Genomic DNA, 15,699 nt, shown 5'->3' on the forward strand with positions numbered 1-15,699 from the left:
ACCGAAGCTTACCTGTTGACGATCATTTGAGCTAAAACTGAAATTCTTCAAGCTATAGCGAGCAAATGTCCGATCGGGTCAACCCTGATAACTCAGACAAAAATCAAACATATATTCTCAACGAACAATATTAAGCCTCAATATAACTACATAAAAATCTAAATCAAAGAATAAATGAAAAAATGCTTCATTCAACAATCCTCTTTTAAAGAAAAACATGAACTTCTTCAAAAGATACGCCAATTTCTCGCTCAACCACGTCCCAATATTAAGTGTCAGCGGCTTAATCGGCGCTAGCTTCTTGGGCGGCTATCTTTTTACGATTCAATACAAAGGTAATATCCATACGATTATAGCGGGGCAGGCATATCGATCCAACCAACCCGATCCGTCTCGCATCGCTAAATTAAAAGAGCTTTATGGTATTAAAACAATCATCAACCTGCGCGGCGCAGAGCCTGGCGCGAAATGGTATGACGACGAAGTTACAACTTCCAGCGCTCTTGGCATCAAGCTCACGAACTATGCGATGTCGTCCAGTCGCCAGCTGACGCCAGAGCGGACACGCGAGCTGATTGCACTCATGCAGACTGCTGAAAAGCCAATTCTCATTCATTGCAAAGCTGGATCAGACCGAACGGGTCTTGCCGCAGCACTTTATGTCGCCGCCGTAGCCAAAGGTGGCGAACGCAGGGCCGAAGGGCAAATGTCAATCGCTTATGGCCATTTCGGAATTCCCTTCAGCCCAACCTATGCGATGGAAGAAACTTTTGAGGCCATCGAAGCCGAGCTTGGCTTTCCGAACTCGTAATTCTGCAGCAATTCTTTCGTCTGAAACAAAAACGCCGGGGATAAAACCCCGGCGTTTCACTTACTTTAAATCAGCAATTAATCGAGACCGACGATCTTGCCATCCGACCACTTGAACACGTCGAAGCTTGGTGACGACAGATCACCCGTTTCGCCATATGTCAGCTTACCAATAACGGTATCGATTGGCTGACCGTCGCGGAGGGTCTTCGCAACGGCGGCAGAATCATCCGTCGTACCAGCGCGTTCAATACCACTCGCGAGAACCTGGACAGCGGCATATGCATTCATGGTGAATGCTTCGACCGGGATTTTCTTAGCCGTCAGTGCATCGACGGCTTCCTTGGAAGCTGGGTTCTTCGTCGCGTCAACAGCGTTGGTGAAGAGCGTGCCTTCAGCATTGGTGCCGCCGATTGCCCAATATTCGGTGTTGGACAAGCCTTCGCCGCCAAGGATGAGAGCCTTGAGGCCCGCATCATGCAGCTGACGGGAAAGAAGGCCGCCTTCACCATGATAGCCACCGAAATAAACGATTTCAGTGCCTGCGGCTTTCAGCTTGGAAACGAGCGCGCTGAAATCCTTGTCACCAGGTGTAACCGAATCATATTGAACTTCGGTGATGCCGTCTTTGTTGATTGCAGCCTTGAAGGAATCTGCAAGACCTTTGCCGTATGCGCCCTTGTCATGAACGATTGCGACTTTCTTGTCTTTGAAGTTCTTCAAGAAGTAAGCAGCCATGACGTCAGCCTGCTGGTCATCGCGGCCGCAGGTGCGGAACACATTTTCCAGACCGCGCGCGGTCAGATCTGGACCGGTTGCGGTTGGCGTAACCATCAGAACGCCATTTTCCGAAAGAACATCAGAAACAGGAATTGCGACGCCGGTCGTAACCGGACCAACCACGAACTTGATGCCATCGCCAACGATCTGGTTCGCTGCCGAAACACCCTGCTTTGGTTCACCTGCGTCGTCAGCAAACTTCAAGACGATCTTTTCGCCTTTGATGCCGCCCTTTGCATTGATGACTTCAACGGCGGTTTCCGCGCCCTTCTTAACCTGATCACCATAGGCCGCAACCGGACCTGTCAGCGGTGCAATAACACCGATCGTGATATCTGCATAAGCGGCACCGGCAAAGCCAAGTGTTGCGGCAAAAGCCACGCTGGAAAGCAGTTTCAGATTCATTCTTTTTCTCCTTTGGCGAGGTCTCGCTTTTTCATCGATGACCTCAGACAACCCATGCCGGTCAAATCTCAGCGCGATTGCGCTGCCGAAATGCCGGGCCCTCCCTTTTTTCCATCGTATGATCTCAAAGGGTTAATCTAAAAGCACGCCGCGCCATCATCCATTTAAGGTGCCAGAGCCATAATATTATCCGAAATTGCACCTGCTCTTTCGGAATCATGCTCCAGAACGGGAGCGAGCTTTCATGATGTAATAAGAATGCATTTCCGGCTTCCGATTGCAAGGGGCCAAGTGCCCGAAACTACAACGAAAATCGGCCTCCCATTAAATGCCTATCCTCCTCTCCTCCATGATGGTGATTGCTTTGCAAAAAAGGCCGCAATTCCCTCTGCGGCCTCTGGCGTTTCCCATGTATCAGCAAGGCGGGTGAGCGTCATTTCGATGACGGCCTCGTCTATCGGACTGCCCAGCGCATGAACCAGCCGCTTTGAGGCAGCAACCGCTGCCGGGGCAGTGGAAAAATACGGCCTGATCTCGGACTTTACAGACGCATCGAGTTGCTCGGCTTCGACCACCTGATGCAGCAATCCAATATGCTTTGCTTCGTTTGCATCAAACAATCGTGCCGAGGTGAAGGATCTCAGTGCATGAGCCTGACCGATACGCGCCACCACATAGGGACTGATGGTTGCCGGGATCAGACCGAGCTTGGTTTCCGTCAGCCCAAAACGCGCATCAGAAACACCAATCGCCGCATCACAAACGCTAATCAGCCCAACACCACCACCATAGGCCTGCCCATTCACGCGTCCGATAAGAGGTTTCGGCAGATCGCGCAATGCTTTGAGCATCAACGCAAGCTTGCGCGCCGCTTCAATACGTTGTGTGCGGGGCGCGTTTATCTGCTCTCGCATCCAGCCAAGATCACCGCCAGCACAAAAGCTGGTGCCGCTGCCGGTTAACACTACGATACGCACCGCATCATCATTTGCTAATCGAAGCGTGGCAGTCAGAAGCTCATCAATCATAAGACCGGACAGCGCATTATGCTGCGTAGGCCGGTTGAGCGTTAGCGTAGCAACGCCACGCTCGTCAGTAGCAATCCGGATAGTTTCAAGCTCTGTCATGCCGCTTTATCCTGACGGAGTGCTTGCGCAAACAAAGCTGCTGATCTCAGCTTTTCAATATCAAGACCTGTTTCAAAGCCAAGGCGGTGCAGCATTTCCACGACTGCCACAGTATCGACATTGCCTTTGGCACCCGGTGCAAATGGACAGCCACCAAGCCCGCCGACTGATGCATCGAACACCCTCAACCCTCTTTCAAGGCTGATCTGAATATTGTCGAGCGCCCGTCCATTGGTGTCGTGATAATGACCTGCAAGACTATGCGCTGGTGCCACGTTCAAGACTGCATCCAGCATGGCGCTCACAGTTTCGGGTGTACCACGCCCAATCGTGTCACCAAGGCTCACTTCGTGACAGCCAAGCGAAAAGAGCTGTTCCGTAACATCGGCAACCGCCTGCGGCGCGGTCGATCCATCATAGGGGCATTCGACAACGCAGCTGACATAGCCGCGAATGGCCAGCCCGTCATTGATGGCCGCGCCAATCACTGGCGCAAGCCGCTCAATGCTCTCTGCAATAGTGCAGTTGATATTGGCTTTGGAAAAACCTTCAGAAGCCGAAATGAACACCGCAATCTCATCGACATTGGCGCTCGCCGCGAGCTCATAGCCCTTCATATTTGGCACGAGCACCGAATAGCGCACACTGTCGGCACGGCGGATACCGGCCATAACTTCAGTAGCATCGGAAAGTTGCGGCACCCATCGGGGGCTGACAAAACTGGTCGTCTCGATGCGGGAATAGCCACAATCGGACAGACGGTCGATCAGTGCAATCTTTTCAGCTGTTGGTACAAAACGCTTCTCGTTTTGCAGGCCGTCACGCGCAGCCATTTCGACGATCTCAACGTGTTCAGCCATGTTCTTCCTCCAGTTCGACCAGTAGCGCGCCTTCATTGACTTGATCGCCAGCCGCGACGCTCACAGATGCGACCTTGCCATCACGCGGCGCAGTCAGTGAAAGCTCCATCTTCATCGCTTCCATCGTCACAAGCCGGTCGCCTTTGGCGACGCTGGCACCTTCCGCGACGGAAACCAGTCGTACAAGTCCCGGCATTGGCGACAGAATGCGGCTTTCGCTCGAAGCCTCCTCCTCTGCGCCGATAGACTCAACATAATGAAATATGGTGTCGCGGCCTTCGAACTGCACGGTCACGTCATGGCCGTTGCGTGAGACTGAAGCTTCCGCAACGCGGCCATCAACGGCAAAGCGAGCCAGACCGTTTTTGTAATTGCGGACTTCAACACCGCCAAAAGCAAAACCGAAATGCCTGTCGTTTTTGGTCGTGAAGCTTACAGCATGGTGTTCGCCATGATGATCAAGCAGAACCAAGCGTGAAGCCTCACCCCAAAGGCGGAACCCACGCAGGCTGCCCCATGGATCGCCTTCTTGTGGCAAATCCAGAAGACCAAGCGCACCGAGTGCCGCCAGCGCAAATACAATCTCGGAAGGTTGTTCATCCCTGAAAAGAACAGCCGACTCGCGGGCAATAAGCCCCGTATCAACATCGCCCGAGCGAAACGCTTCAAGCTTGCAAAGGTCGGACAGGAACTGGCGATTGGTGACAAGTCCGGCGATACGGGTTTTGTTTAAGGCGCTCTCAAGCCGGTTCAACGCCTCGTCACGGGTAGCGCCATGCGTGATAATCTTCGCAATCATCGGATCGTAGAACGGTGTGATGGTATCGCCGCTTCGCACACCAGAATCCACCCGCGCATTTTCAGGCGCTGCAAACAGCGCAAGCTTGCCGGTCGCGGGAAGAAAATCACGCGCCGGGTCTTCGGCATAAAGCCGCGCCTCGAAAGCCCAACCGTTTATGGAAAGCTCGTCCTGACGCTTCGGCAGGGCCTCGCCGGATGCCACGCGCAATTGCCATTCGACCAGATCAAGGCCGGTTATTGCTTCCGTCACCGGATGCTCAACCTGTAGCCGTGTGTTCATTTCCATGAAGAAGAATCGGTCGGATCGCAGCCCTTCCGACACATCGGCGATAAACTCCACCGTGCCTGCGCCGGAATAACCAATGGCTTGTGCGGCCTTCACCGCTGCATCGCCCATCGCGGCGCGCATGTCAGGCGTCATGCCGGGCGCTGGCGCTTCCTCGATCACCTTTTGATGGCGGCGTTGCAACGAGCAATCGCGCTCAAAAAGATGCACCGCATTACCAAAATTATCGCCAAAGACCTGCACCTCGATATGGCGCGGCTTGGTCATGTATTTTTCCACTAGCACAGCGCTATCGCCAAACGACGCTTCCGCCTCGCGTCGCGCACTGTCCAGCGCCGCTGCAAAGTCAGCCGCCTGATCGACACGGCGCATACCTTTGCCGCCGCCGCCAGCGCGGGCCTTGATCAACACGGGATAGCCGATTGCATCGGCTTGGCTTTTGAGGAAATCGCCATCCTGATTATCGCCGTGATAGCCGGGCACGACCGGGACACCGGCTTTCTCCATCAACGCCTTGGCAGCATCTTTTAGCCCCATGGCGCGGATGGCTTTTGCCGATGGGCCAATGAAGGTGAGGCCCGCCACTTCGACAGCATCTACAAAACCGGTATTTTCCGACAGAAAGCCGTAGCCCGGATGGATGGCTTCTGCGCCCGTATCCTTCGCCGCTTTTATGATCGCTTCGACATTCAAATAGCTTTGCGCAGAAACGGCAGGACCGACACGGACGGCCTCGTCGGCCATTTCGACATGAAGCGCGTTGACATCGGCGTCGGAATAAATCGCGACTGTGGCAATGCCCAATTGGCGCGCCGTGCGAATGACCCGACAGGCGATTTCTCCGCGATTGGCAATCAGTATTTTCCTAAACATCTGATCGCCCTCTTTACATTCTGAAGATGCCGAAGCGCGTCGGCTCGATTGGAGCGTTCAGCGTTGCAGAAAGCGAAAGACCTAGCACTTCGCGGCTCTTGCGTGGATCAACAATGCCATCATCCCAAAGCCGCGCCGAGGCATAAAGCGGGTGGCTTTGGCGCTCGAACATTTCCAGCGTTGGGCGTTTAAACTCCGCTTCACCTTCCGCCGACCATGTGCCGCCGGTGCGCTCAATGCCTTCGCGCTTGACGGTGGCCAGCACCCCCGCCGCCTGTTCGCCGCCCATCACCGCAATGCGGCTGTTCGGCCATGTCCACAGGAAGCGCGGTGAATAGGCCCGCCCCGCCATGCCGTAATTGCCTGCGCCATAGGATGCGCCAATTAGCATGGTGATCTTCGGCACATTTGCGGTCGCAACAGCCATCACCAGCTTTGCGCCGTGCTTGGCAATACCCTCGGCCTCATATTTCCGCCCGACCATAAAGCCGGTGATATTCTGCAAAAACACCAGCGGAATATTGCGCTGGCAACAAAGCTCGATGAAATGCGCACCCTTTAAGGCCGCTTCCGAAAACAGCACGCCATTATTGGCGATAATGCCGACCGGCATTCCATAAAGGCTTGCAAAACCGCAAACCAGCGTGGGGCCAAATCGTGCCTTGAACTCATCGAAGTCGGAACCATCGACCAGCCGCGCAATCAGCTCGCGTACATCATAGGGAATGCGGGTAACAGCTGAGACAATTCCGAGAATTTCTTCGGGGTCATAAAGCGGTGCTGCACCATCGCCCTTTGGAATAAACTCGCGCTTTTGGCTGTTGAAATTGGCGGCGATAGCGCGTGCGATTTGCAGTGCATGAGTATCGTCATTGGCGAGATGATCCGCAACACCGGAAAGCCTTGTATGCGTATCGCCACCGCCAAGATCTTCCGCGCTCACCACTTCGCCCGTCGCCGCTTTGACTAGCGGCGGTCCGGCCAGAAAAATAGTACCCTGATTGCGCACGATGACCGTCTCGTCGCTCATGGCAGGCACATAAGCGCCGCCTGCCGTGCACGATCCCATGACGACCGCGACCTGCGGAATGCCCGCCGCCGACATCTGCGCCTGATTATAGAAGATGCGTCCGAAATGATCGCGGTCCGGGAACACTTCATCCTGATTGGGTAGATTGGCCCCGCCGGAATCAACCAGATAAATGCACGGCAAGCGATTCTCGCCCGCGATCTCCTGTGCGCGAAGATGCTTTTTCACGGTGATCGGATAGTAGGTGCCGCCCTTTACCGTCGCATCATTGCAGACGATCATGCATTCACGGCCAGATACACGGCCAATGCCGGTGATCATACCGCCGGAAGGTGCTGCACCATCATACATGCCATGCGCTGCCGTCAGCCCCACTTCCAGAAACGGCGAACCCGGATCAAGCAGCTGCGCCACACGATCGCGCGGTAGAAGCTTTCCGCGCGAGACATGGCGTTCACGCGCCTTTTCACCGCCACCATCAATGGCAGTGCGTGATGCTTGTGCCACCACATCAATCGCTGCAAGCATGGCTTGGCGGTTGGCTTCAAAGACGGCGCTGCGTGTCGAAATTTCAGATTTCAGAACCGGCATCAACGGGTCTCCTGAAAGAGTTCCCGCCCGATCAGCATCCGCCGGATTTCCGACGTACCCGCACCGATTTCATAAAGCTTCGCATCCCGCAGAAGACGACCTGTCGGATAATCATTTATATAGCCGTTGCCGCCCAACGCCTGTATCGCCTGCAACGCCATTTGGGTGGCGTTTTCAGCTGCATAGAGAATGCAGCCTGCCGCATCCTTGCGCGTCGTCTCGCCACGATCACACGCAGCTGCCACCGCATAGACATAGGCGCGCGAAGCGTTGAACAGCACATACATATCGGCAAGCTTGCCCTGCATGAGCTGGAACTCGCCAATCGGCTGGTCGAACTGCTTGCGCTCATGCACATAAGGCATAACCACATCGAGACAGGCCGCCATGATGCCGAGCGGACCGCCCGCCAGCACCACCCGCTCATAATCAAGCCCGGACATCAGCACATTGACGCCCTTGCCTTCCGCTCCAAGCAGATTTTCGGCTGGCACTTCGCAATTCTCAAACACCAGTTCGCAGGTGTTGGAGCCGCGCATACCGAGCTTGTCCAATTTCTGCGCGATGGAGAAGCCTTTGAAACCCTTTTCGACGATAAAGGCACTGATCCCACGCGGACCAGCAGACGGGTCAGTCTTGGCATAAACCACCAGCACTTCGGCATCAGGGCCGTTGGTGATCCACATCTTGTTGCCGTTGAGAACGTAACTTTCGCCGCGCTTTTCAGCGTGCAGCTTCATCGAAACAACGTCAGAACCTGCCCCCGGCTCTGACATCGCAAGCGCGCCGACATGCTCGCCGGAAATGAGCTTAGGCAGATATTTTGCGCGTTGTTCGGGGGAACCATTACGATTGATCTGGTTGACGCAAAGATTGGAATGCGCGCCATAGCTCAGGCCAATCGAAGCCGATGCGCGGCTGATTTCTTCCATTGCCACGCAATGCGCGAGATAGCCCATACCCGCACCGCCATAGTCATCAGGTGCTGTGATGCCCAGCACACCGAGATCACCCAGTTCACGCCATAGATGCATAGGAAATGCGTTACTGCGATCAGTTTCGGCGGCAAGCGGCGCAATGCGGCTTTCCGCGAAACGGCGCACCGTATCACGAAGGGCTTCGATCTCCTCGCCAAGACCGAAATTCATGCCAGAAGCAAACATACTCGTCCTCCACAAGTTCTGCCCGGCTGCTGTTTTTGAAAACAGCTATGTTCCGGTCAGAGTGTCCCGTGGCGGACGAATAGGCAATGGCTTTGCGCGGCGTTCTGTGGCTATTTATTACCCTATTACGAAATTTTCTTTCGCGGCATGTTCCGCATCAATTCTTCTGAAGCTCGGCAATCTTGCGATAAAGCTCCAGCGCCTCGGCGTTTGCCAATGCTTCACGGTTTTTCACCTCCCGCCCATGCACAATGTCGCGCACGGCAAGTTCGACAATTTTTCCAGACTTGGTACGCGGAATATCGCTAACAGCGATGATCTTCGCAGGTACATGGCGCGGCGTTGCACCGGTGCGGATCTTGGTCTTGATACGCGCTTTGAGATCGTCATCGAGCGATACACCTTCAGCAAGTCGCACAAAGAGCACCACGCGCACGTCATTGTCCCAATCTTGCCCGATGCAAAGCGCTTCTGCGACCTCTGCCATCTGTTCGACCTGATTGTAGATTTCCGCCGTACCGATACGCACACCACCCGGATTAAGCGTCGCATCCGAACGGCCATGAATGACGATGCCATCATGTTCGGTCCATTCAGCAAAATCGCCATGACACCAGATATTATCGAAACGCTCGAAATAGGCCGCCTGATATTTCGCTCCGTCCGGATCGTTCCAGAATTGCAGCGGCATACAGGGGAAAGCCTTGGTGCAAACCAGCTCGCCTTTCTCGCGGCGCACCGGCTTGCCATCGTCGTCCCAGACATCGACAGCCATACCAAGACCCGCGCCCTGAATTTCGCCTTGCCAGACCGGTTCGGTTGGCACGCCCAGCACGAAGCACGAAACGATATCCGTTCCGCCCGAGATGGATGCGAGATGCACATCCTTCTTGATTGCGTCATATACAAAAGCAAAGCCTTCCGGCGACAATGGCGAGCCGGTCGAGGAAATGGTGCGAAGTGCGGATAGTTCGTGGGCTTCACCGGGACGCAGCCCGGCTTTCAAAACGGCGTCGATGAATTTTGCTGACGTGCCGAAATAAGTCATGCCTTCGGATGCCGCATAATCGAACAATACATTGCCATCGGGATAGAAGGGCGAGCCATCATAGAGCAGAAGCGTTGCGCCTGATGCGATGCCTGAGGCCAGCCAGTTCCACATCATCCAGCCGCAGGTGGTGAAATAGAAGAATCGGTCGCCTTCGCGAATATCCGCGTGCAGGCTATGTTCCTTAAGATGTTGCAACAGCACGCCGCCAGCGCGATGCACGATGCATTTTGGGATGCCCGTCGTACCAGACGAAAACAGGATATAAAGCGGATGGTCGAATGGCAGTCGCGTGAACTCGACAGTCTTTGCAGTGAACGATGCGAGTGCAGCATCAAGCGCGATGCCGTTTGCAGCCTTGCTGGCGACAGCTTCCGCTTCGTCGAGATAGGTGACGATAACTGAGCGCTTGCAGCTCGGAAGCTTGGCTGTGACTTCGGCAATCTTGTCGGCCACATCAATGCGTTTGCCATTGTACCAATAGCCGTCGCAGGCAAAGAACAGCTTGGGTTCGATCTGACCAAAGCGATCCAGCACGCCCTGTGCGCCGAAATCAGGCGAGCACGAAGACCATACCGCGCCGATAGACGCTGCTGCCAGCATCAGCGCAACCGCTTCTGGCATATTGGGCATCATGCCTGCAATGCGATCTCCAGGCTTCACCTCTTCTGCCAGCATGAACTGCTGGAGCTTTGAGACCAACGCGTGCAGATCATCCCATGTTAGGCGGCGCTCGACCTTGTCTTCACCGCGAAAGATGATCGCCTCGCCATCGCCTTTGTGACGCAGGAGATTTTCAGCAAAATTGAGTTTAGCGCCGGGGAAGAATTTTGCCTCACGCATATGACCTTTATCGATCAGCGCTGTTTCCCCACGTTCACCGATGATCTCGCAAAAGTCCCAGATGAGTGTCCAGAAAGCTGCACGATCTTCAATCGACCAGCGATGCAGGGCCTGATAATCAGCCAGACCTTGCCCCGTAAGCTTTTCTGCGCGCAAACGGAATTGCTCCAGATTACTTGCCGCAATGCGTTTTGCATCAGGTTGCCACAATGGCTGGCTGTCAGCGGAAACGGCCTCGATATTCATCATTCCTCCCAGAATCATGCTCGATCACTTGCAGCGCAAGTCATCAATGTGTGGGCAAATTTCTATGGGAGTGTTGAGGAAACGTCCACGGGTTTTAATGAAGGAAACGAAGCAGTACCCAAACTGAGCCTTGCTTACTTGTCCCATTGTTTTCTGAAAAAAATCGGCAGTTTTGCCAACCGATCAATAACTTATAATGAAATCCATATTGCTGGTGCATCGTTTTGGGTTGCCGATAAATATCGGGTCAACGATGACTGATAATAATGCAACTTCTGAAAAGCAGTTCAATTGGGATATCAAACAGCGGATCTTCGCCCATTTGGAGCATTTCCTGTTTTGATTGGGTCATTGGAAATGCTCTATACATTTGTTTTTACGCACATCTTGTTTCGAAAACCGCTTCGCACTTTTCGGGATGCGCTCTAAATTAACGCTATCTGGGGTTGGCGTTCTGTCAGGCTGACTGTGTGGGAGAAGCCGTTTCCACAACGATATCAGGCGTCCGGTTCTCCCAAGCATTAATCTTTGCCACCAGCCAGCGATTAACCGGGTTTTCGAAAAAATGATAAGCGACGATGGCTGCCCCGATGCTTACCAGAACGCCTGCACCGATCAGCAGAACTGCTTCGAGCGTATTCTGCCCCCAGCTTTTAGGCAGTGCATTGAAGAAAAAAAGTCCGATCAGCGGATGCAGAATGAAGATTCCAAAGCTGTAGCGGGCGAGCTGGACAAAGCCGCTCCATCGCAACGGCGTATAGAGTTGCTGTGTACTGGCGGCATAAAGCATGTACATGCAGAAGTAGAGGAAGAGGAGCCGTTTTGGCCCTTCCAGCGTTGCAGTATCAGTATCACTACCCGACGGGTGATAGAACAGAAACACGATCATGCAGGCTGCAAGCGCGATCTTGATAAGCCACTTTGGCAAAGCGCTCTGCTCGCGTCTCGCAAGCCACATACCGAAAAGGAATGACGGCAGAGCACGGAACACACCAACATCGGCAAACTGGATTCGGGTGAGCGATGATGCGCCAAGTAATCGCGCCAGATAATCACCGCCAATGATTGCAGCGACAATAATAACGAGAAGCCAGCCTCCCAGCCGCTTGCATAGAATATCAAATAAGGGGAAGCACAAATACATCATGAAAAGCGCGCTGAGCGACCAACTGACATAATTATAGGAGAAGGTCTGCCCCATCCCCCAATTGTGAATCAGCAGCAATTGCGCAAACCCGGTCCACCAGCTCATGTTCGGCTGTGTAGAGGGGTGCAACATGCCCCAGGCGGTCAGAACGGATATGAGAGCGAAGCAGGAAAACACCACGGCATGAAGCGGATAGATGCGCGCCAAGCGCCTTCCTACAAAGCCTGCATAGTGGCGAGCACCCCAAACATAATTGCGACGCCGCCCGAGGAAAAGACCGGATACAATGAAAAAGATATCCGTAAAATAAGCAAATGTTAATATAATATTTTGGATAGCGTCGTTCTTTACGGAAATCCGAAAAGAATAATGAAAGAGCGCGATTCCGATACACAATAAAAATCGCATACCGTCGAAATCAGAAAGTCTTTTCATTCAACGTATCGCAGAGTTTTACTTCATTGATATGTCAGTAGCAACTTTTTGGGAAAAGTCGAGATGCGTTACAACCCCTGCGACCATTCGGTCGTGTACAATGCTCTATCGTAAATCTCGATATAAATGATTTGGAAAATTTGGTGGAGCCAAGCGGGATCGAACCGCTGACCTCTTGCATGCCATGCAAGCGCTCTCCCAGCTGAGCTATGGCCCCATCAGACCTCTTTCGAGGTGGGCCAGACAGGAATTTCTGTCCGGTGTGGCGGCTTATTAAATGGCTCGTTACAGAAGATCAAGAGCTAAATCGCAACTCTTTTCGTATCGGGCAAATTAATTTGCCGGTTGTGCAGATTCGCCCCGCAATCTGGAACAGAACATTGCCGTTAACCCGCCTAAATGCATAAGGGCGGCCCACTGGACCGCCCTGCAAAAAAGCTTGGTGAAGAAGACGATCAGCCTTCTTCGTCTTCACCACCGACGCCGCCGCCGAGAATGCCCGACATGTCGTCGTCTTCATCTTCCTCTTCTTCAAGGAAGGTGTCTTCATCGTCGTCGCCCAGATCGACATCGTCGTCGATATCCGGAAGATCTTCGCCACCCTTCGATTCGTCGTCCGCGTCCTCAAGGGAAACGAATTCCGGCTTTTCGAGTGCCGTATCCAGTTCTTCCTCTTCGGTTTCCTCTTCGACCGCACGGCTTTCTGCTACGGTCGCTTCGAAATACGAACGCGGGTAGGAAATGCCGGTGTAAGGCGAAACAATCGGATCACGATTGAGGTCGTAAAACTTCTTGCCCGTTTCCGGGTCAATGCGCTTGGTACCAAGTTCAGTTTTTGCCACGTTTAGCCTCGTGAGTTTTTATCCCTGTCGTGCCTGTGGCACTCCACGCCTGATGTTTCCCCCGTAGCACTTGCAGCATTTCCGCCACTTGTTCACCCGGGGACACAAATTCATTCAACCGCGCCTGCCATGACTACATACATGTTGCTCGCCATCATACTCAATAACCGTAAACGGTCGAGAGAAGGCGTAAGGCGCGCCTTACGGTGTTGTTCGGTGCATAAACGCAATTTGCAGCTTTTGTCAAAGCTAAAGACTCGTTGCAGCCCCGATAGTCTTAAAGAGAGCTCTCTTTAAAGACGTATTCGCGGATGACCCCGCCCCGTTCATGTGCTAGGAAGCTGCCGCTTTGATTAATCCAGCGTGAATAACGCCAAAATGAGACAGTGAAGAATCCATGTCCCATTCCGCTACCCCGAAACCTGCAACCGCCCGCCGCTCGGAGGCTTTAACGGGCGAAATCCGCATTCCGGGTGACAAATCCATCTCGCATCGTTCCTTCATGTTCGGCGGCCTTGCTTCGGGTGAAACCCGCATCACCGGCCTGCTCGAAGGCGAAGATGTCATCAATACCGGCCGCGCCATGCAGGCGATGGGCGCCAAGATTCGCAAAGACGGCGATATCTGGGTCATCAACGGTGTTGGCAATGGCTGCCTGTTGCAACCTGAAGCACCGCTCGATTTCGGCAATGCCGGAACCGGCGCCCGCCTGACCATGGGCCTTGTCGGCACTTACGACATGACGACAACCTTTATCGGTGATGCATCACTGACATCGCGTCCGATGGGCCGTGTGCTCAATCCGCTGCGTGAAATGGGCGTACAGGTGAAAGCCGCAGAAGGCGACCGTCTGCCGCTGACATTGACCGGCCCAAAGACTGCAAACCCGATCAGCTATCGCGTGCCTATGGCATCTGCTCAGGTGAAGTCGGCAGTTCTGCTCGCCGGTCTCAATACGCCAGGTGTCACAACCGTCATTGAACCTGTCATGACGCGCGATCACACCGAAAAGATGCTGCAGGGCTTCGGTGCCGATCTCACCGTCGAAACCGACAAGGATGGCGTGCGTCACATTCGCATCGTCGGGCAGGGCAAGCTTACGGGCCAAACCATTGACGTACCGGGTGATCCATCCTCGACCGCCTTCCCGCTGGTTGCGGCTCTGCTGGTCGAAGGTTCGGATGTCACCATCCGTAACGTGCTGATGAACCCGACCCGCACCGGCCTTATCCTGACATTGCAGGAAATGGGCGCAGACATCGAAATCATCGATCCACGCCTTGCTGGCGGTGAAGATGTTGCCGATCTGCGCGTTAAGTCATCGAAGCTCAAGGGTGTCACGGTTCCTCCGGAACGCGCACCATCGATGATCGATGAATATCCGGTTCTGGCGATTGCGGCTTCTTTTGCCGAAGGCGAAACCGTCATGGACGGCCTCGACGAGCTGCGTGTGAAGGAATCAGACCGTCTGGCAGCTGTTGCGCGCGGCCTTGAAGCCAATGGTGTCGATTGCACCGAAGGCGAGATGTCGCTGACGGTTCGTGGTCGTCCAGACGGCAAAGGCCTTGGAGGCGGCACCGTTGCAACGCATCTCGATCACCGCATTGCCATGAGCTTCCTCGTCATGGGGCTGGCCGCTGAAAAGCCAGTCACGGTCGATGACAGCACGATGATTGCAACCTCGTTCCCCGAATTCATGACCATGATGCCCGGCCTTGGTGCAAAAATCGAAGTCAGCGAGCAGCAATGACAAGTTTCGTCGTAGCCATCGACGGACCAGCAGCTTCGGGCAAGGGAACCCTTGCCCGGCGCATTGCCATTCATTACGGCATGCCGCATCTCGATACCGGCCTCACCTATCGTGCAGTGGCGAAAGCTCTGCTCGATCAGGGACTGCCGCTTGATGATGAAGCAATTGCAGCTGATGTGGCGCTTAATCTTGACCTTCATCAGATGGACAAGGCCGTTCTTTCAGCCCATGCTATTGGCGAGGCGGCGTCGAAAGTAGCAGTGATGCCTGCCGTGCGGCGCGCTCTTGTTGAAGCCCAGCGCGGTTTCGCCAATGCATTGCCGTCAAGCGTACTTGATGGCCGCGATATTGGAACTGTGGTCTGCCCGGAGGCTGATATAAAGCTTTTTGTGACGGCATCGCCTGAAGTGCGCGCACAACGCCGCTTTGAGGAAATCGTTGCCAAAGGCGGGACGGCTGATCTCGATGAAATTCTGGCCGATCTCAGGAAGCGCGATGAGCGTGACATGAACCGCACCGATTCTCCGCTTAGGCCCGCTGAAGACGCGCACTTGCTAGATACGAGTGAAATGAGTATAGAAGCGGCATTTCTTGCAGCAAAAAAGCTGATTGATCACGCTTTCGCGCAGCACAAGGCATAATATCGGGACAGTTTAACGACT

At 54.1% G+C, this 15,699-nt stretch carries 12 protein-coding genes and 1 tRNA gene; 3 read left to right on the forward strand and 10 right to left on the reverse strand.

Going from position 1 to position 15,699, the window contains the following annotated elements:
- Positions 1-217 precede the first annotated feature (217 nt).
- Positions 218-811: a tyrosine-protein phosphatase gene (locus QSJ70_RS07790; RefSeq protein ID WP_285535620.1), complete on the forward strand. Its 594-nt coding sequence runs from the start codon at positions 218-220 to the stop codon at positions 809-811.
- 77 nt (positions 812-888) lie between these two features.
- Here QSJ70_RS07790 and QSJ70_RS07795 read toward each other — a convergent pair whose 3' ends face one another.
- From QSJ70_RS07795 to QSJ70_RS07840, 10 genes are all read right to left on the reverse strand, one after another.
- Positions 889-1,995 carry an ABC transporter substrate-binding protein gene (locus QSJ70_RS07795; RefSeq protein ID WP_007872998.1) on the reverse strand — a complete coding sequence of 369 codons (1,107 nt, stop codon included), beginning with the start codon at positions 1,993-1,995 and terminating at the stop codon, positions 889-891.
- A gap of 332 nt (positions 1,996-2,327) precedes the next feature.
- Positions 2,328-3,122, reverse strand: coding sequence for a crotonase/enoyl-CoA hydratase family protein (locus tag QSJ70_RS07800; RefSeq protein WP_215775911.1), 795 nt, complete (start codon positions 3,120-3,122; stop codon positions 2,328-2,330).
- Positions 3,119-3,982, reverse strand: a complete 864-nt coding sequence (locus QSJ70_RS07805; protein ID WP_215775910.1) for a hydroxymethylglutaryl-CoA lyase — start codon at positions 3,980-3,982, stop codon at positions 3,119-3,121. Before QSJ70_RS07805 ends, QSJ70_RS07800 begins: the two co-directional genes overlap by 4 nt.
- A complete protein-coding gene (locus QSJ70_RS07810; RefSeq protein WP_285535624.1) occupies positions 3,975-5,942 on the reverse strand; it encodes an acetyl/propionyl/methylcrotonyl-CoA carboxylase subunit alpha in 1,968 nt (655 codons plus the stop codon). Before QSJ70_RS07810 ends, QSJ70_RS07805 begins: the two co-directional genes overlap by 8 nt.
- 13 nt (positions 5,943-5,955) lie before the next feature.
- Positions 5,956-7,563, reverse strand: a complete 1,608-nt coding sequence (locus tag QSJ70_RS07815; RefSeq protein ID WP_285535626.1) for a carboxyl transferase domain-containing protein — start codon at positions 7,561-7,563, stop codon at positions 5,956-5,958.
- Entirely contained in the window at positions 7,563-8,711 is a 1,149-nt protein-coding gene (locus tag QSJ70_RS07820) for an isovaleryl-CoA dehydrogenase (RefSeq protein WP_285535935.1), read from the reverse strand. Before QSJ70_RS07820 ends, QSJ70_RS07815 begins: the two co-directional genes overlap by 1 nt.
- 172 nt (positions 8,712-8,883) lie before the next feature.
- A complete protein-coding gene (locus tag QSJ70_RS07825; RefSeq protein ID WP_215776540.1) occupies positions 8,884-10,863 on the reverse strand; it encodes an acetoacetate--CoA ligase in 1,980 nt (659 codons plus the stop codon).
- 457 nt (positions 10,864-11,320) lie between these two features.
- Positions 11,321-12,445 (reverse strand): acyltransferase family protein, encoded by a 1,125-nt coding sequence (locus QSJ70_RS07830; RefSeq protein ID WP_215775907.1) that lies wholly within the window; start codon positions 12,443-12,445, stop codon positions 11,321-11,323.
- 141 nt (positions 12,446-12,586) lie between these two features.
- Positions 12,587-12,662, reverse strand: a tRNA-Ala gene (locus QSJ70_RS07835).
- Positions 12,663-12,900: 238 nt separating this feature from the next.
- Positions 12,901-13,287, reverse strand: coding sequence for a TIGR02300 family protein (locus QSJ70_RS07840; protein WP_007872981.1), 387 nt, complete (start codon positions 13,285-13,287; stop codon positions 12,901-12,903).
- 397 nt (positions 13,288-13,684) lie between these two features.
- Between QSJ70_RS07840 and aroA the strand changes: the two genes are divergently transcribed.
- Both aroA and cmk read left to right on the forward strand, forming a co-directional pair.
- The gene (aroA, locus tag QSJ70_RS07845; protein WP_215775906.1) at positions 13,685-15,037 is read left to right on the forward strand and encodes a 3-phosphoshikimate 1-carboxyvinyltransferase; all 1,353 of its coding nucleotides are present in this window, start codon (positions 13,685-13,687) and stop codon (positions 15,035-15,037) included.
- Entirely contained in the window at positions 15,034-15,678 is a 645-nt protein-coding gene (cmk, locus tag QSJ70_RS07850; RefSeq protein ID WP_215775905.1) for a (d)CMP kinase, read from the forward strand. The genes aroA and cmk overlap by 4 nt, the downstream gene beginning before the upstream one ends.
- Positions 15,679-15,699: the final 21 nt, after the last annotated feature.

It is taken from the genome of Brucella sp. NBRC 12950, from assembly GCF_030268145.1.
GTDB lineage: Bacteria > Pseudomonadota > Alphaproteobacteria > Rhizobiales > Rhizobiaceae > Brucella.